We start from the raw sequence: 17,928 nt of genomic DNA, 5'->3' as shown, positions 1-17,928 counted from the left end.
TGAGAAGGAGATGACGACTCATGGCGGTAGCACGGGAACAAAAACGAATGGATATGATTAAAGCAGCCATCAGGGTTTTTTCCGAATACGGCTTCGATGGAGCCAAGATGGAGTTCATTGCTAAAGAAGCAGGGATCGGGAAAGGAACCATTTATGAGTATTTTAACAGTAAAGAAGCTCTCTTTGAAGAAACGATCAGATACGGTGTCGAAATTTACCGGGTGGGTTTGGAAGCATGTATCGAGCAAGGAAAAGACATTAAGGAAAAATTGAATTATTGTTGCCGTTATAACATTGAATTTCTCAGGAAGCATCTTGATATGATGCACATGACAATGCAGGTTAAAGTACTTTCCAAAGAGATTCGTACGTTCTTGATCGAGCAACATCAGGTGATTTTTCAACGATACCGGGAGATGGTCGCTCTGGCCAAAGCCGAGGGTGAGCTTCGGGCAGACTTGGATGAAGAACTCGCCACATTTCTGATTCATGGTACGATTGACCAGTTTTCCAAACATCGGGGATTGAAGGCCAACTTTCCTTTGCAGTTTGATCATGAGGCTTTAGTGGACGTGATATTAAAAGGGCTGAGTGAACGAGATTAAAAAAAGGTTTTATCTTTCTTCCTCTGTGGCTTTAGACAAGGCTGAATCGAGTGCAGGGTTGTTTGTGTGCGCTCGCTCGAATGCAATGTCAACAGCTTCCTGGGCAGTTTGGGCGTAGTCGAGGGCCACAGTTCTTCTTTCGTCAAGGTAAGAGCCTTCGTAGGCGCTGGTCCTGATCCTTCCTGCCCAGCCGCCGGAGGGCTCTAAAATAACCACCGGTTTGTGGTTGAGGTAAGCGGCTGACACTTCCCCCAAGGTTCCATTCCCACCGCCAATCATGATTAGGCAGTCTGAAGAATGTATCAAGATCAAGCTGCGGTAATCAAAGCTTAAACCTGTCGTAATTGGAATATCAATATAATCGTTGGCCATGTCCAGAGTGTCGCCTGGTAGTATTCCCACTACCAGGCCATTTTCTGCTTTAGCGCCACGGGAGACACACTCCATAACACCGTTCGTGCCCCCGGTGAGTAAGACTGCTCTCCTGCGGGCGATTTCGCGGCCGGTTTCTTCGGCCAGCTTTTGTGTGAGCGGCGAAATATCGCCGGATTGACCAATTACACCAATGCGGATCATGTCAGGGTACACCTCCAGGTCAAAATAGTTGCGACAAACTATAAGTTCTCTTTAGTTAAGACCAGCCCTCGGGCCTAGCGGCCTGTGGAGCTGCTGACCTACATGTTTTTCACCAAGTATTCCTTCAGCAAGGGTTCCACAAAAACGTAAGTTCCACGGTCAGTCTTTTCAATGATACCCTTATTAATTAGCATATCGACCATCCGTTTAATTTCAGTAGGATGTGTTCCTTTTTCATAGATAGATAACTTTTGAATCAACCGTGTAAGAATTCTCTTAGCCGTTCCTAATTCATCGAGTATTCCGTCGAAAACAGGGGTAAGTGAAGCCAAGGCTCGTCTTGTTCCTAATTGTACTGAATCAATGGTTAGTCTTTCCTCGCCTGTTTCTAATAACAAATAGTATGTCTCTGAACAAACAAGCATGGTATCCTGTGGATGCCCTCCACTAATTTTAATAATTTCTTTTATTATTTGATCATGACACCGGATTCCCTGGTCCTCAAACTTCTTTTTAATGTATTCTACCCATGCAGATGAGGAAATAGGGGGTAACGGCAATATTGTAGCAAAACGATAAAATGCTTGATCTGGACCAGCAAAGATATTGTTCATGATCCCTTCTTTAGAGCCTAAAAACAGATAATTGGCCTTCGTATGAATTTGGAAATGGGAACGCATTATTTTAAAAACCTCGTCTCCGATGATACGAGCAGCATCTTGAAATTCATCAAAGACAACAACTACTTGTTTTTTATCCGCAACGGCAAGTTTTTCCGGTAAATCCAAGGCATAAGATAATAACAAATCGTCGGACGTTTCCTTACCAGGAAGAGTTAGTGAAAATTCCAACCCTTTTAATTTCATAGCAAGCTTGGTAGCATTCGTAACTGTTTTAACTCCTCCTTTTAGCGCATCCATCGTTTTATGAATCCCAGTTCTATTTTCGAGGCAAGCATCAATAATAGCCGTGGCAAGTTCTCGTTTAGTAGAAATCCTAAAAAAATCAACCGAGGCCACATAAAATCCCTTTTTCTTGAGTTGCCTTAACGTTTCTAGGGCCAGTGAGGTTTTTCCGATCCGGCGCGGACCTGTAAGCATGATGCTTTGTCCATCTGATAACCGGGTTTGTATTGATTTTAAGAAGTCTTCACGATCTACGATGTCATTTTCTGAGACGGGACCACCCAGGGGAAATAGAGTATTTGACATTATATTTCTTCCTTTCATATCACATCGTTAGTGATATTATATCACAAAATATGTGATAATAAAAGATTGTTCCAATGGTTAGATGCATTATTTTAATGGTTACCTGCATGATTGAAACGCAGCATGAGTGGCTTTAATCCGGCTGGTACGCTTAGCAGAAGCTGCTCAAACCTTTACCTGGAGCGGGTTTCTGTTACGATTAGCAGCGGCTTTGCTTACTGGGCGGGTTTGCTGAAAATACGGCATGCTTTTTGCATAAGAAATGCTAACAAGAACAAAAAAACGGTAGCAAAAGCGTGTGTAAATGAAGTAAACATTCCGGTGGAATCAAAAACGAAATAGGGAGGGTAATCACGTGATAATTGGGGTACCAAAAGAGATCAAAAACAGCGAAAACCGGGTCGCTATAACCGCTGCCGGGGTTGAGGCTCTGACTAAAGCGGGCCATCAGGTCGTGATTGAGGATAAGGCTGGGTTAGGCAGCGGGATCAGTAATGAAGACTATCTTAATGCAGGGGCGCAAATCTTAGCGACAGCTGCGGAAGTATTTGCTGCCGCCGATATGATTATGAAAGTTAAAGAACCCCAGCCCCAGGAATACTCGTTCTTTAAGGAAGGGCAAATTCTTTTTACTTACTTGCATCTTGCTCCCGAGCCGGAATTGACGCAGGCGCTTTTGGACAAGAAGGTCGTAGGAATTGCGTATGAAACCATTCAGTTGGATAACGGGTCTTTGCCGCTTTTGACTCCTATGAGCGAAGTGGCCGGGAGGATGGCCGTGCAGTTAGGTGCACAGTTCCTGGAAAAGCATGAGGGCGGTAAAGGAGTTTTACTTGGCGGAGTTCCGGGAGTGCCCCCGGCGCAGGTCGTGATTATCGGTGGCGGGATCGTTGGCACTAATTCGGCGAAAATGGCTCTGGGACTGGGAGCGCGGGTTACGGTTATTGACAGGAGTGCAGACAGGTTGCGTTACCTGGATGATATCTTTGGCGGCAGACTCGTGACAGTGATGTCGAACAGCTATAATATTGCCCAAGCAGTGAGCAACGCGGATCTCTTAATCGGTGCGGTGCTTGTTCCCGGTGCGAGAGCGCCTCATCTGGTAAGCGAAGAAATGGTGCGTACCATGCAGTCGGGGTCAGTTATTGTAGACGTAGCCATTGACCAGGGCGGTTCTATTGCAACGATTGACAGGGTTACCACCCATCAGAACCCGGTGTATGAGAAATACGGGGTCATTCACTATGCGGTAGCTAATATTCCGGGAGCGGTAGCCAGGACTTCCACTTATGCCCTGACAAATGTCACTCTTCCTTATGCACTTGAACTTGCCAATAAGGGATATGAAGCAGCGGTACGCTCGAACAAAGCGCTGGCTCTGGGTGTGAATGTCTGCTGCGGCAAACTGACATACAAGGCTGTGGCCGAAGACCTGAATCTTAACTACACGCCGCTGGAGCAACTCGTGTAAGACGGCAAAGTTTAAGGGACTGGAGGCAAAGTTTGTTTGATCTAAAGTTTTAGGTTGGGGGATCGCGCATTGGGGAAAAGCTCTTAGGTAAAAATTCCTAGGAGAAAGGTCGCAAAATTCAAAAGAAATTGACAGGAAATATATAAATAAAAGAGAAATAGTAATTAAGGAAAGGAATCAAGTAACTGGAGTAAGCAACGGGGAAGCAAAGTTCAAAAAACTCTTGACAAGAAGATAATTTCTTCTTTAAGCGAGGCAAATCTACACATTAAAGAGGGAGTGGCTCAGATGGGGAACTACACACAAGCTCAAATTGAACAAATGCAACAAGACGACATGCAGTACCACCTTCACCCTACAACTGTGATCACAGACATGGAAGCTTGGGGCGGGCCGCGCATCATCGAGGAAGGATCAGGCATCCGGATTAAGAGTGCGGAAGGGAAGACCTATATCGACTGTGGAGCCGGGCTTTGGCTAAATAATGTCGGCATGGGCCGCACCGAGCTGGCTGAAGTTGCTAAAGAGCAAATGGAGAAGCTTTGTTATTTCCAATCTTTCAACGGGTTCTCACATCCTAATGTCATTGACTTGGCTAAAAAAGTGTCAAGCATGGTTCCGATCGACGATGCCAGGATCTTCTTTACCAGCGGCGGCTCGGAATCGAACGATACCGCTTATAAATTGGCGCGGGTTTATTGGTATCTTAAAGGCAAGCAAATCAAGAATAATATCATCGGTCGTACTAGAGCTTATCACGGGGTTTCTTACGGAGCCCTGAGCGCGACCAGTCTTCCCGGCTTCTGGGACGGGTTTGGACCGCTTGTGCCCAACTTCCATCATATTCCGCACCCCCATTGCTATTTCTGTCCGTGGGGCAAAGAGAAAGGCTCATGCGGCTTAGAATGTGCTGAGGCCTTAGAACAAAAGATTCTCGAAGTAGGAGCGGATAATGTGGCAGCCTTTACCGCTGAGCCGGTCATCGGAACCGGAGGCGCGATTGTTCCGCCTGAAGGGTATTATCAGCGGATTAGGGAGATTTGCACTAAACATGAGGTTCTGTTTATCGCGGATGAGGTTATCTGTGGTTTTGGCAGGACAGGCAAGATGTTCGGGATTGAAAACTGGGGTGTACAGCCGGACATTATGATGATGGCCAAAGGAATAACCAGCGGGTATTTCCCGGTCGGCGGGGTGGCTCTTTCCGCAGAAATATACGCACCGATCAAAAAGCACGGAGTCTTTATGCATGGTTACACGTATTCCGCTCACCCGGTCGGTTGTGCAGTGGCGCTGAAGAACATCGAAATTATTGAACGGGAGAACCTGGTGGAGAAGTCCCGGACCATGGGCGAAGTGCTGCGCGAGCGCGTGCGCGCTCTAAACTTGCCCATCATTGGGGAAGTTCGCGGCATTGGGCTTATAAACGCGGTCCAACTTGTCAAAGATCCGGAGACACGGGAAAAATTCGATGCGGGCCTGGCTTTTGGCAAGAAAGTATCCAACAAAGCCTGGGAAAAAGGTCTCGCGCTCAGACCGCTGATTGATGATGCGCTCCAGCTCTCTCCGGCGCTTATTATCACGGAAGCGGATATTGACGAATTAGTTGGCAAACTCGGGGAAGCTATCGCGGAAACGTATGCCGAGATTGGGCGCTCCTGAAGCTTATTAGCTAAAAGTTAAAAGTTCAGGTCCCGGAGTGGGAATAATCCATTCCGGGGTCTTTTATTTTTGGTCACAGCCCAGGCTAAACCAGCCCGCCGCCGGTGCGGACAATTTGCACGGCCTGGTCATAGAGCGAATCATCCACAATCGCTGCCACCAGGACATCACGCCCACTCACACTGGTTTCGCCCCCATTGCTCATCCCGCTGGCACTGACGTCGGCTGCAGTCAAAACCCCAATATCTCTGGCGCTGATATCTCCCAGAGTTAAATCTGACAAACTTGATACTTGCCCGGTCAAAGGGTTCATCAGACGGTCTCCGCTCCCGCCGGGATACCTGCTGAACCGGTCAACCTGCACATCACTTATTCCCAGTGACTTGAGCTGTGAGGCTGCTTGCTGGGCCTGGTCCGGAGTCTTGAAGTACGCCAGGATATTACGTTCAGACATGGTGCGATCCTCCTTCGTTTGGTCAAGGCCACCGTTCTGTTTTGGCAAACTGCCACCATGACTTCTTTCTCTTGAACGGTAAGTTTTCTTTATTAGAGTTTGCCTTCCGCTTCAGTTTGTTATACTCTTTTTTCTATACAGGAAATCTCGCACAATTCTAAACTAACCTTCATCAGCAAAACATAAGACCCATACGTGTGCCTAATAAACTTTGGGGAGCGATTGCGATGAGTGACTTAGACAAACATGCGCGCTTATTTAACCGGATAGCGCCTATTTACAACTGGTTTTTTCAGTATCAGGTAAAACATTACCGTGAGACCCTGAAAAAGTTTTTGCCGTACCTGCACCTCCCGCGCGGGGGAAGAGTCCTTGACCTGGGCTGCGGAACTGGTGCTTTTCTTTATTGTTTTGCCGAGCTGGGCTTTGACACAACCGGGGTGGATATCGCGCCCTCGATGATCAGGCAGGCACAAAAGTCCACCTCTCGCTTTGAAATTGAGTTCGCCCTCGGAGACGCGACCCAGGGACTTCCGTTTGCCGACAAGTTCTTTGATCTCGTTTATTCTTCTTATGTAGCTCATGGAGTCAAAGAAGACCTGCGCCGCAGAATTTACGCGGAAGCTTCCCGAATCTCCCACGGGCTTGTGCTCTTTCATGACTATTACCCCCAGAGGGAGCTTCTTACTGATATCGTGGAATGGGCTGAAGGCGGGGACTATTTTAACTTTATCCGCTACGGGGAACAGGAAATGAGGGAGGAGTTTGCTCAAGTTGAGACCATCCGGGTGGGACCGCATTCCGCCTGGTATGTATGCACACCTTCAAACCAAGCAAAGACGTCTTTTTCCGTAATGGGTTAGCGTATGCAGGGCTTAATTTTTGCGGATGTGTATTCACCAGAGGATGCGCATGTTTTAGAAGAAGCTGTGCATAATAAGGGGGAAAATGCTTTTTTGGCCAAATTCGAGGAGGATGCACGGTGAAAATAACGTTTCCCCATATGGGCGATCTCTGGATTGTTGTTAAAGCTCTGTTTGAAGCCCTGGACATTGAAGTTGTGGTACCCCCGCCAAATAGCAAAAAAACCCTTAATATTGGGACTAAGCTTGCCCCGGAGTCCGCTTGCTTACCCTTAAAGCTCAATCTCGGCAATTTTATTGAGGCTAAGGAAACAGGAGCGGACACGATTATTATGACCGGGGGGATAGGACCCTGCCGCTTCGGGCTCTACGGTGAATTAGAGCGGGAAATCCTGAAAGAGGCGGGGTATGACTTTGATGCGGTAATTTTAGAACCGCCGGACGGAAGTATTCCCGGCTTGCTCAAGCGCATTAGATACTTAGTGGGGGACGAACATTCCTGGGTCCGAATCTTGGGAGCAATCCGTTTTGCGTACACCAAGAGTGTGACCATGGACAGAATCGAAGACATTATCCATGGTGCCAGACCCCGGCTGGGTGTGGAGGCAGAGGCTCTTTACCGCAGTGTCAAAGATAAACTGGTTCAGGCCACAAGCTATGCTGGCCTGGAGCAAGTTGTGCGCGGCCTGAGGACAGAAGTGAAGGAGCGGCAGTTGGCTCGTATAGAACAACAATCAGGGCTAGAACAAGGGGAACCGCTTAAGGTCGGAATTGTGGGGGAAATATACACGATTCTCGATCCTTATTCCTCGGTCGATGTCGAGGAACAGTTGGGGCAGCTTGGAGCGCATGTGGACCGCAGTATTTATTTATCAGCCTGGGTTGCAAAACATGTTTTTCTCGGGGTTACCAATGGGTATAAATCACTTAAACCTTATCACAAGTTAGCTAAGCCTTACCTTAAGCATTTCGTAGGCGGACATGGACAGGAAACTGTAGGGGCTGCGGTAAAATATGCCCGCTCAGGCTTTGATGGAATTATTCATTTATTCCCGCTTACCTGCATGCCGGAAATAGTGGCAAGCAGCATCCTGCCCAGAATTCAGCAGGACTACAAGATCCCGATTATGACCCTGATCGTTGACGAGCATACCGGCCACGCCGGGGTTCAAACCCGCTTAGAGGCTTTTGTCGATCTCTTGGAGCGTTCGCGCCACCAGCGAAGCATACTCTCGGACGGAGAGCGTGACACCGGTATGGCCGCACGTTAAGGGCAATCGTAACAGGATAGGGAAAATATGGAAGACAACTTTGAACTTAAGGTAATTATTGTGGAAGGTAAAACAGATAAAGAACGGCTGCTCGAAATTCTGGATGAACCTGTAGACATAATTTGCACTTACGGGACGCTTGGGTATGAAGAACTTGAGCGACTCTTAGCTGAACTGCAGGACAGGGAAGTATATGTGCTGACTGATGCTGATGACGCGGGCAACAAAATGCGCAAGCTTATAAACCGGGAATTCCCACACGTAAGGCATCTCTACACCCGCAAAATGTACCGGGAAGTGGCGACCTCCCCGAAGGAGTATTTGGCTGAAATGCTGGAAAAAGCGAATTTCCTTGTCAAGGAAGTACAGCCGGAGTAAAATCAAGGAAAGAGATCAAATCACAAAGTCAAATCAAAGTCCACCGCACAATCACGGTGGGCTTTTTCGAGAGAATGTAGGACGAAAAGTTGAGGTGACGCGGTGAAAGCCACATTCTACATAGTCATTGCGCTCTTGTTCCTAATCTACGGTCTTATAAATTATTACATTGGCAATCGCTTATGGCAGCTTTTGTTCAGCTATTTTTCCTTTATTCCGGTTGTTCTCTACTGGCTAGTTTTTTGGAGTTGGTCTTTGTCTTATCTGGCAGGACGGATTGGAGAAAGGGTGTTGGCAGCAAGGATCGGCACTAAGCTTGAAATAGTTGGAGCCTACTGGCTGGCTTTTATGTTTTACGCCTTGCTCGTGCTCCTTACTTTTGATGCTGTGCGTGGATTGAGCAGTTGGTTGCACTTTCTGCCCAAGGGCTTGCTCTCATCACCGATAACAGGGGCCTTCTTGTTTGTGCTCATTGCCGGGATTGTGGTCTATGGTGCCTGGAATGCCCGCCATCCTGAGGTAAGGCATTATGAGGTGAGCATTGCCAAAAAAGCGGGTGACCTAAAAAGCCTGCATGCCGTCATGGTGTCAGATATTCATTTGGGCACGATTATGCATGAGACCCAGCTTAACAAAATGGTGGAGATGGTTAATGAGCTGAAACCGGATGTGATTCTATTTTCCGGGGATATTATTGACGAAAATGTGGAGCGCGTGATCGAGCAGGAAATGGAAGGGAGCTTTAAAAGGCTTAAAGCCCGCTATGGCGTGTATGCAGTGCTGGGCAACCACGAATATATCGGCGGCCATGCTGAGGAAGCGGTTAAGTACCTGGAGGGGGCTGGGGTTAATGTGCTCAGAGACCGCTGGCTCAAGGTGGCGGGCAGCTTTTATGTCATCGGACGGGATGAGAGTTCGAAAGCGCGCTTTACAGGGGAAAAGCGCCTTGACTTACAGGATTTGCTTAAGGGGGTGGATAATTCTCTACCTCTTATCCTGCTCGATCACGTGCCAAGCCAATTGCAGGAAGCCCAGGCTCAGGGGATTGACTTGCAGCTCTCAGGGCATACGCATCGGGGGCAGCTTTTTCCGAATCAATTCATAACGAGCAAGATTTTTGAAGATGACTGGGGTCTGCTGCGCAAAGGAAACTACCAAATCATCGTTTCCTCTGGTTTCGGCACCTGGGGACCGCCGATTAGAGTCGGGAATAAGCCCGAGATTGTGGATATCACGATGCGGTTTGCGGATTAGCGCTTAGGATGCAATGGAACTTGCAGAATTATTCGAGGAAGTGCCTGGGCGATAAGCAGGAAAATTCTGATTCTCAGCGAATCATTAGACTAGGCTTTTAACGCCGAAAATGAGTTAGGAGAGTGTTAGCAGAGATGAGCGAAACCAAAATTTTATTGAGTGAGCGCGAGATTCCGACCCATTGGTACAACATCATGGCCGACATGCCAAATGTGCCCAAGCCTCCTCTCAATCCCCAGACCTTCAAACCGGCAGGACCGGAAGATTTGACTCCTATTTTCCCGATGGAACTCATTAAGCAGGAAGTCTCCCAGGAACGCTGGATTGAGATTCCGGAGGAAGTACGGGAATTGTATAAGATGTGGCGTCCTTCCCCTCTGGTGCGCGCCTTGAGGCTGGAGAAGGCTCTGGGCACTCCGGCTAAGATCTTTTATAAATATGAAGGGGCATCCCCGGCAGGAAGCCATAAGCTTAACACCGCCATTCCCCAGGCTTATTACAATAAGCAGGCCGGAATTAAACGTCTGTCAACAGAAACAGGAGCCGGGCAATGGGGCAGTGCCCTGTCGATGGCGTGCAGCTTTTTTGAACTGGAATGTACGGTGTATATGGTTAAAGTCAGTTACCAGCAGAAGCCTTATCGCCGTTCCCTGATGCAAGTTTTTGGAGGGGAAGTTTTTGCCAGCCCCAGCGATAAGACCGCAGCCGGACGCCAGATCCTGGCGAATGACCCGGATTCTCTCGGAAGCCTGGGTATTGCTATCAGTGAGGCGGTGGAGGATGCAGCTTCCCGGGCTGACACTAACTATGCCCTCGGCAGCGTCCTCAATCATGTCATGCTGCACCAGACCATCATTGGGCAAGAAGCCAGGGCGCAAATGGAAAAGGCTGATGTCTATCCCGATGTGGTCATTGGATGCTGTGGCGGGGGGAGCAACTTTGCCGGGATATCTTTCCCGTTCGTCTATGACAACCTGACCAAAGGTAAAAAAGCACGGATTGTGGCGGTGGAACCGGAGGCTTGCCCGACACTTACCCGCGGCAAATTTGCTTATGATTACGGGGATGTTGCCGGCATGACCCCGCTTCTCTCCATGTACACTCTCGGCAAAGACTTTATGCCGGCCGGAATTCACGCCGGAGGGCTGCGCTACCACGGGGAATCCCCTTTGGTTTCTCAATTGCTCCATGACGGACTGATTGAAGCCAAAGCCGTGAGCCAGCGTTCGATTTTCGAAGCCGCGATCACCTTTGCCAGGGCGGAAGGAATAGTTCCCGCGCCAGAATCTGCTCACGCGATCAGGGGAGCGATTGATGAGGCCTTGGCCTGCAAGGAAAGCGGGGAAGAAAAAACGATTTTGTTCGGACTCAGCGGGCATGGTCATTTTGACTTAGCTGCGTATGATAATTACCTTTCCGGTATGTTAGTTGATTATAGCTTGCCTCAGGATGTGCTGGATGAGGCTATGAATAAACTTCCAAAAGTGGAGTAAGGGTTTTCACCACAGGGTGTACCCAGAGTTTGTGCATCCGTAAGAGTACGGTAGAAAATAGTATTAGACAGTAAAGAGGGCAGCCTCAGCGCTTCAAACCGCTGAGGCTGTCTTTTTGGCTTTTCAGGAAGAAGCATAAATCTGAGGGCGCAAGCCAGGCATTCTTACATATATACATATTAACCTCAGTATTTAACCATAATTTGAAATGACAGAAGCTGGTTAAGCTGAGGGAAAAAGGTGCGGCTGGTATTTTCCCTTTTCGCCATGAAAGGAGAGAATTTAATGCCAAATGCACTTGTGGAGAAACAAGGATATGCACAAGAACTCTATCTGCTGGTGCAGCAAATTTTGGGCAAACCAGATCCTTGCCTTGTCTACGTGACCGAGAGAATAGGGGCGACTTTGGCAGGGGCCAAGCCTGCGGAGATCCTGACTTTCCCCTTAAACAAGGGGCAAATCAGGAGTGCGGACTGGGAACGAAGCAGGGCTTCCTTTTTGGCACCAAGCCTGTTAGGTTTAAGAGAAATACGCAAACCCAACGGGACTGAGCAAGTGTTTTTTTACCACGGAGACGCTTTGGATGAAGCTTTAACCCATCAGCCCCACTTGAATTTTCTTAAGGGCCAGGGTTATCCTTTGCACTATAAACGCGAAGAGTATCTAGACTTGCTCATGGCAAAATTGCAAGGGGAGAATTTCCCCCACGAAATAGGGCTCTTTCTGGGTTATCCCCTCAAAGACGTACTCGGATTTATGGGTCATCCCGCCTTGAAGCTGGTAAAAACGCGGGGGTGGAAAGTGTACGGCAGTGAAAGATTGTCTGACCTTAGGTATGAAAGCTTTCAGGATGCCCGTAACAGGGTCTTGACCATAATGAGCGATATATTGAGCTTGAGGTGATAAAAAGAGAAGAACGTGTCAGACCCTAATCTTAAACAAAATGCTGCGCGACCCGCGCATTTTTTCCTATGCGCGGGGCAAGGACGCGGCTGCAAGAGATAATATTTTCCAGACATGTATCGCAGCCCGAGCGGAGCTTAAGAAGTATTTAGCCGGGATTAATGTTGAAAGAATAGAAATCCGTACAAGATAAAAATTCTGGCTCCAGTTAACTCGGTAACAGAGGCGGAGACTCTGGTCGCAGAAGGTGCAGCAGAATTATGCGCGCCGTTTTGCATTATGTTCAACTAGGGGCTGGAGTGGATGTAGTCCGGAGTGTAGCCCGCAAGCTGCGAGGGGAGATAAAGGATATCTGTGAAACAGGGTATATGTGCTATTATCGTTGAACTTAAACTGCGAATATTCTGAAGGTAAGTTTTTCCGTGCAAGCTGTGGCGGATTAAGTAGTATAAGCATACCCTGTACTATACCCGCGATTTTCCGGAATGAAGGGAGGAAAGAGTTATGGCTTATGGTGCCGGCGGTGGCGTTGGTTGGGGAGCTGGAATCGCAATCGTTGTTGTGATCATCCTATTGCTTATCGCTATGGGTATAGTGTTCTAGTCTATTTGCGGCATCGTGCTTTTTCAAGGACTCGCGCTTAAACAGGGAGGAATAATATGTACGGCTATGGCTGGGGTGGATATGGAGCAGTTGCCTGCACCCGTGTCGGACTTGGGCAAGTGCCTGGACCCGGGGGCCCGGGAACCCTGCGTCCCTGGGTTTGTTGCGGAGTAGAAGGCGGTTACGGCGTAGGTGTAGGGATGATCGCAATAGCTATATTAATCCTGATAGCATTGGGCGTAATTTTCTAAAATGTAATTTGGAACAGTATCTAACAGGGATTTGAGTAAATCTACCAGTAAGAATATTGATGCAGGGGGGTGGCTGAAAATGTACGGAGCTTTGGGGGGCTATGGCGGTGGCCGTGGCGTAGGAACAGGAATTATCGCAATTGCAATTTTGATCTTGATTGCCTTAGGGGTAATCTTTTAATAATACCGGGGCTGTCCTACCGCTGATGGGCAGCCCCGGCTCTTTTTCTACTCTAGAATTTAAGCAGGCGGTCTGCATCTGTTTCTTTAGGATCAGGGCCAGATTAGAAATAAAATTTGTAGCGCATAAGGATGGAATGGATTGACTAAAAGGTGAATAATAAGAAAGATATTAGAAATTATTGGATTATGACGAAACTTTTTGGAAAAAAATTTGGACAGGCGTAACTTTTTTACGTCATCAATGCGTCTATAATATAGAGAGGAAATTTTTTCAGAGAGGATGATAGAAAGGTGTTTAGAAATCGGCATAAGCCCCTGGTGTTTGCCCTGGCACTTGCTCTGGTCTTGCAGATGGCATTGTTTCCTGCCTATGCCGTAGCAGAGCAAACAGTAATTAAACCGCCTGTCGCCGCAGGGAATCCGCCTGTCGCCGCGCCGTCCGTTACGTTGGATGAGGCGATCCGGATTGTCAAAGAGAAGTTTGAAATCCCCGCCGAATTCACCGAGTTTTATTCAGGCTACAACAATTACAACAACCGGGAAACTTGGTCTTTGAACTGGAATTCTCCGCAAGCTCCGGGGGGCAGCTTTGCGGCCCAGGTCGCATCGGATACCGGCGAAATTATCAATGTGAACCGGTGGGAGAACGTGAATCCCGCAGAATCCGGTTTGCATATGCCCAAAATCACGCGCGAAGAAGGCCGGAAAATCGCCACGGACTTGGTTGCGAAATTGCTCGGCGCGAAATTCTCCGATTTGCGTGCGCTCCCTGACGGAGATGATGTTGTTCCCTTAAGTTATTACGGTCCGATTATTTATACTTACTCCTGGCAGCGCTATGTTAATGATATCCCGTTCGTGAGCAATGGGGTGAATGTGCAGATCAACAGTGACAACGGCAAAGTGCGCTCATACAACTTGAACTGGACGAACGCTGAGTTGCCCGCTGCTAAAGGAATAATTCCCTTGGAGAAGGCGCAGACGGTATTTGAAAATACTCCCATGCTCGAATTGCAGTATTTTCAGTCTCCCATAGTAAGGCCATTGGGTGCAGGGGAACAACAAAAGCTGCAATTGGTTTATCGTCTGTCCGGGAAATTCCTCAATGGTGCGATTGATGCTCTGACAGGAGAACCGATTAAGGTTGTGCCAAACCAGTGGCTCGCAGGGGCCGACATGGGCGGTATGGGTTCAACAGGAATGGCTTATTCTAAAAGAGCTCCATTAACTCCGGCGGAACAAAAAGAGGTGGAGGATAATTCCAAGCTCCTGACCAAAGAACAGGCGGTAGAAGCAGTTGCGAAGTGGGTAGATATTCCGGAAAATCTGGTCTTAAGGGGACTTAATTTAGGCAGAAACATGCCTGGACAGAACCGGGTGTGGAGCCTCGACTGGAATGCCCAAACTCCGGACAAAGAGAACAATGGGCCCCAGTATATGTATGCGCGTGTAGATGCGGTAACAGGGGAACTCCTCGGCTTTAATATCAACTATCCCTTTATGTCACGGGATAAACAGGAAGGGCTTGACTATGATGCCGCGCAAAAGATAGCGGAAGAATTCCTTAAGAAGATTCAGCCAGACAAATTCACGCAAGTTAAACGTACAGAATTGCCGCAGGACATTTTTGCCGAGAAATTCCCGCAGATGCAAAGCTTTAACTACCAGCGCCTGGTTAACGGACTGGCGTTTCCGGATAATGGCCTGAATGTAGCAGTTGACATGGCTACCAAACGAATTGTGAGTTATAACTTGAACTGGTCTAACCTTCAATTCCCTGACCTTAATAATATTATCAGCCAAAGCAAGGCAGCTCAGGTTTTTCTCGACTACCGCCACCTAACTTTAAGCTATGTGCAGATAATTGAGAACGGCCAGCCCGGTAGTTTGCGTTTAGTGTATCAGCCTCAGATTAAGAACTTCGCTCCGGATTCAAACATGGTGGAAGCTAAGACCGGCAAGCTTCTTGATTGGCAGGGCCTGCCCCTTGGCCAAGGCCCTAAAGCGTACAAGTTCACCGATATCTCAGACAATCCTTTTGCCCAAGAGATATCCCTGCTCGGGCAAGCCGGGGTTTTCGGGGAATTCGGTACTGAGTTTAAGCCAAAGGAATATGTAAACTTAGTATCATTGATCCGCGCTATGCTTAGCGCCCAAAACGGGGTTTGGTACAATACAAGCCTCTCAGATGAGGATGTCATCAAAAACGCCAAAGATCTGGGCTGGCTTAAGGAGAATATGACAGCGAACTCAGCTGTTAGCAGGGAATTGTTGGCGAAAATTATGATTCGGTTCCTCAATTTGGATCGGATCGCTGACATTCAAGGGGTATACCAGGTTCTTTATCAGGATGCGGCATCTCTGACACCAAGTTCACTAGGGTATGTGGCCCTGGCTAAAGGCTTAGGAATTTTGCAGGTGGCACAACCTAACTTAGAGCCCGCTAAATTGACTACCAGAGAGGAAGCCGCTGTGGCCTTGATTAAGACGCTGATGGCCCGACGTTATTAGTGAAAAAATAAAAACCGAGATGAAAAAAAGAAGAACGTTCTGCTAAACGTCCTTCTTCCCGACATAGATAAGCCATCCGGGCCTCATTGCCCAAAGCTAGGGAGGGTGTGAAAACACCTTCTCTTTGCTTTTATATTCACGATAAATTCACAATTTCTTCACAGTGATTGCACATACTAAGTGTATACTTAGTTTGTAAACAGATTGTTATGCCACAAGAACAGGCATTGCCAACAAAAAAGGAGGTCTTTTTAATGATGATTATTTTTGGGATATTACTGGTGGTTTTCTTGGTCTACGTATTTAAACCACAAAATGTACTGCCGAACGGACAGCCAGGAAGGCGAGATGCCTTGGAGATCCTGCGCGAGCGCTATGCCCGCGGAGAGATTGAGGCAGACGAGTTTTCTCTACGCAGGCAGGAACTCGAGAAGTATTAAGAATGGCGAAGCAACACGGCATGAATGAGCTTACTCAGTAAAAGGGAGGCAAAGAAAAATGATGGGATTTGGTGGACACATGTTTGGAGGCTGGGGCTTTAATCCTGGTTTTTACGGGAGCAATGTGGTTAATGGCGGCCCTTGGTGGGTGTGGCTTATAGCCATGGGTGCGCATCTTCTGTTCTGGGTTGTGCTTATTGGGGTTGCGGTGTACTTATTCCGCCGCTTTTCCTCCACTGCGGGCACGAGGACGATCGCTGCGGATAACGCTTTCTCGCTCTTACGAGAGCGCTTTGCGCGCGGAGAGATTGACACCGAAGAATACCTGCGGCGCAAACAGGATCTTAGCTAGTGGGGAAAGAAACTAAATTTCAAAAGAACTATGTATGATGTTAAGACGTAATGATCTAAGCTATGTACAGTCTTAAGGTCTGAATCATTTGCTAAGCAGTGGACATACTAAGGAAAAACTCGAAGGGGGCATTTTGCAATGGGCTTCTGGGGAAATATGATGAACGGCTGGGGTTATGGGCCGGGTGTTAACGGTTACGGGTATAGCGGTGGTTACTGGTGGATGGGTCTCTTGGGCATGGCTTTCCAGCTCATTTTCTGGCTGGCTTTGATTGGAATCGGGGTCTATTTTTACCGGCGGTATGCCAACCGGATTCCGACCGGGACTGGGACCTTTGGACGGTCTAATGCGCTCGATATCCTGCGCGAACGATATGCCCGCGGGGAGATTGATGCGGAAGAATACCAACGCCGCCGCCAAGACTTAGAGTAGTTCAAAATGATTAAATCTTCATTATTAGCGTTCCCCCCGCACCCATAGCTTCCAAACCGTTTTTCGCCAGGTTGAGAATAACCTGGCGTATTTCTTTGGCATTCAGGAGCAAATCAGAAGTGTGCAAAATCACCTGATCGGCGGCCCCTAAGCAGTCTCATATTACCTTATCTCAAAAGTCTGTATCCACATTGAAAATTTGAGGAAAGCTGTCTATAAAAGACTAAAACAGCTTGCGGATAAGAAATACTCCCAGTTTGCGGGCCAGTGGAACTCCTACGCGTTGCAGGAGTGGAACGCCCACATGCTTGGCGAGCGGCGGCCCTAAGCGCCGCACCAGCGGGGGGCCAAAGCGGCGGGCGAGCGGCGGCCCTACCTGACGAATCAGGGGAGAACCGAATTGTTGCAGTAAGGACAAAGCTTGCTTTTGCATAGGAGACAGTTCTTTTTGGGGCTGCACTTTGTCAGATTTGGCTTTCTTAACCTTTTTGCTTTTGCCTTTAGTGGGCGCTTCGGGATTGGCCGACGAAGGGTTTTTAATTGTAGGAAAGGGCTCTTTTCCTTGCGGGGTCTTGGGGATCTGGGAACCGGGAGTTGGCGCGTTGTTTATCTGAGTGGTTGGATTCTTAGTCGTGGGATTCTGAAGAGCGGGATTCTGAACAGAAGGATTCTGCGTCATAGGATTTCGATAAGAAGAAGGATTCTGGGAATTGGGTGTTTGTGGGTTTTTTCGAGAGTAAGGCCAGGGGAGAACGTTGGAATGAGAGTGAACAACTTGTGGCGATGGGGTAAGTCCCTGTTGTCTAAGTGTCATTTGCATGGGCGAATTCCCCCTTAGGTTACTTATCGGATAATACAGAGTATTCCTCATATGGATATATGTGACAATAATAGATATGGACACTATATGTACTTAGGAGCAAGCTCCCACTTCAAAAAGGTGGAGGGAACCTAAGGTTTTGGGATTCGTTTTTTGCTTCTGGTGCGGTAAGGTGTATACTAATCTAGCAAGATG

Annotated in this window: 19 protein-coding genes; 14 read left to right on the top strand and 5 right to left on the bottom strand. The window is 48.0% G+C overall.

What is annotated here, in order from left to right:
- Nucleotides 1–20: 20 nt before the first annotated feature.
- Nucleotides 21–605, top strand: coding sequence for a TetR/AcrR family transcriptional regulator (locus ACYQ2N_RS06720; protein ID WP_459998356.1), 585 nt, complete (start codon nt 21–23; stop codon nt 603–605).
- 9 nt (nt 606–614) lie between these two features.
- Here ACYQ2N_RS06720 and ACYQ2N_RS06715 read toward each other — a convergent pair whose 3' ends face one another.
- The gene (locus ACYQ2N_RS06715) at nt 615–1,181 is read right to left on the bottom strand and encodes a TIGR00725 family protein (protein WP_459998355.1); all 567 of its coding nucleotides are present in this window, start codon (nt 1,179–1,181) and stop codon (nt 615–617) included.
- 98 nt (nt 1,182–1,279) lie between these two features.
- A complete protein-coding gene (locus ACYQ2N_RS06710; RefSeq protein ID WP_459998354.1) occupies nt 1,280–2,392 on the bottom strand; it encodes an AAA family ATPase in 1,113 nt (370 codons plus the stop codon).
- A 355-nt stretch (nt 2,393–2,747) separates the two neighbouring features.
- Here ACYQ2N_RS06710 and ald point away from each other — a divergent pair, with 355 nt between their 5' ends.
- Both ald and ACYQ2N_RS06700 read left to right on the top strand, forming a co-directional pair.
- Complete coding sequence (gene ald, locus ACYQ2N_RS06705) at nt 2,748–3,863, top strand: alanine dehydrogenase (RefSeq protein ID WP_459998352.1); 1,116 nt, start codon at nt 2,748–2,750, stop codon at nt 3,861–3,863.
- A gap of 288 nt (nt 3,864–4,151) precedes the next feature.
- A complete protein-coding gene (locus ACYQ2N_RS06700) occupies nt 4,152–5,525 on the top strand; it encodes an aminotransferase family protein (RefSeq protein ID WP_459998351.1) in 1,374 nt (457 codons plus the stop codon).
- Nucleotides 5,526–5,610: 85 nt separating this feature from the next.
- On the opposite strand, the gene ACYQ2N_RS06695 is transcribed toward ACYQ2N_RS06700, so the two are convergent.
- Nucleotides 5,611–5,979 (bottom strand): hypothetical protein, encoded by a 369-nt coding sequence (locus ACYQ2N_RS06695; protein WP_459998349.1) that lies wholly within the window; start codon nt 5,977–5,979, stop codon nt 5,611–5,613.
- Nucleotides 5,980–6,206: 227 nt separating this feature from the next.
- Here ACYQ2N_RS06695 and ACYQ2N_RS06690 point away from each other — a divergent pair, with 227 nt between their 5' ends.
- From ACYQ2N_RS06690 to ACYQ2N_RS06640, 11 genes are all read left to right on the top strand, one after another.
- Complete coding sequence (locus ACYQ2N_RS06690; protein ID WP_459998348.1) at nt 6,207–6,842, top strand: class I SAM-dependent methyltransferase; 636 nt, start codon at nt 6,207–6,209, stop codon at nt 6,840–6,842.
- A gap of 119 nt (nt 6,843–6,961) precedes the next feature.
- Nucleotides 6,962–8,113: an acyl-CoA dehydratase activase-related protein gene (locus tag ACYQ2N_RS06685; protein ID WP_459998347.1), complete on the top strand. Its 1,152-nt coding sequence runs from the start codon at nt 6,962–6,964 to the stop codon at nt 8,111–8,113.
- 27 nt (nt 8,114–8,140) lie between these two features.
- Nucleotides 8,141–8,491, top strand: a complete 351-nt coding sequence (locus ACYQ2N_RS06680; protein WP_459998346.1) for a toprim domain-containing protein — start codon at nt 8,141–8,143, stop codon at nt 8,489–8,491.
- Between the two features lie 102 nt (nt 8,492–8,593).
- The gene (locus ACYQ2N_RS06675; protein WP_459998344.1) at nt 8,594–9,745 is read left to right on the top strand and encodes a metallophosphoesterase; all 1,152 of its coding nucleotides are present in this window, start codon (nt 8,594–8,596) and stop codon (nt 9,743–9,745) included.
- A gap of 134 nt (nt 9,746–9,879) precedes the next feature.
- Entirely contained in the window at nt 9,880–11,238 is a 1,359-nt protein-coding gene (locus ACYQ2N_RS06670; protein ID WP_459998343.1) for a TrpB-like pyridoxal phosphate-dependent enzyme, read from the top strand.
- Between the two features lie 285 nt (nt 11,239–11,523).
- The gene (locus ACYQ2N_RS06665) at nt 11,524–12,141 is read left to right on the top strand and encodes a DUF3793 family protein (RefSeq protein WP_459998342.1); all 618 of its coding nucleotides are present in this window, start codon (nt 11,524–11,526) and stop codon (nt 12,139–12,141) included.
- A gap of 659 nt (nt 12,142–12,800) precedes the next feature.
- Nucleotides 12,801–12,995 carry a hypothetical protein gene (locus tag ACYQ2N_RS06660; RefSeq protein WP_459998340.1) on the top strand — a complete coding sequence of 65 codons (195 nt, stop codon included), beginning with the start codon at nt 12,801–12,803 and terminating at the stop codon, nt 12,993–12,995.
- A gap of 474 nt (nt 12,996–13,469) precedes the next feature.
- Nucleotides 13,470–15,689, top strand: coding sequence for a YcdB/YcdC domain-containing protein (locus ACYQ2N_RS06655; RefSeq protein ID WP_459998338.1), 2,220 nt, complete (start codon nt 13,470–13,472; stop codon nt 15,687–15,689).
- Between the two features lie 254 nt (nt 15,690–15,943).
- Entirely contained in the window at nt 15,944–16,129 is a 186-nt protein-coding gene (locus ACYQ2N_RS06650) for an SHOCT domain-containing protein (protein WP_459998337.1), read from the top strand.
- A 58-nt stretch (nt 16,130–16,187) separates the two neighbouring features.
- Complete coding sequence (locus ACYQ2N_RS06645) at nt 16,188–16,481, top strand: SHOCT domain-containing protein (RefSeq protein WP_459998335.1); 294 nt, start codon at nt 16,188–16,190, stop codon at nt 16,479–16,481.
- Between the two features lie 138 nt (nt 16,482–16,619).
- Nucleotides 16,620–16,913, top strand: coding sequence for an SHOCT domain-containing protein (locus ACYQ2N_RS06640; RefSeq protein WP_459998334.1), 294 nt, complete (start codon nt 16,620–16,622; stop codon nt 16,911–16,913).
- Nucleotides 16,914–16,923: 10 nt separating this feature from the next.
- On the opposite strand, the gene ACYQ2N_RS06635 is transcribed toward ACYQ2N_RS06640, so the two are convergent.
- The gene (locus ACYQ2N_RS06635) at nt 16,924–17,046 is read right to left on the bottom strand and encodes a hypothetical protein (protein ID WP_460000571.1); all 123 of its coding nucleotides are present in this window, start codon (nt 17,044–17,046) and stop codon (nt 16,924–16,926) included.
- Between the two features lie 90 nt (nt 17,047–17,136).
- A complete protein-coding gene (locus tag ACYQ2N_RS06630; protein ID WP_459998333.1) occupies nt 17,137–17,733 on the bottom strand; it encodes a hypothetical protein in 597 nt (198 codons plus the stop codon).
- Between the last annotated feature and the right edge of the window lie 195 nt (nt 17,734–17,928).

The sequence above is a fragment of the Paradesulfitobacterium aromaticivorans genome, from assembly GCF_054657415.1.
This window is presented reverse-complemented; position numbering and strand designations above follow the sequence as displayed.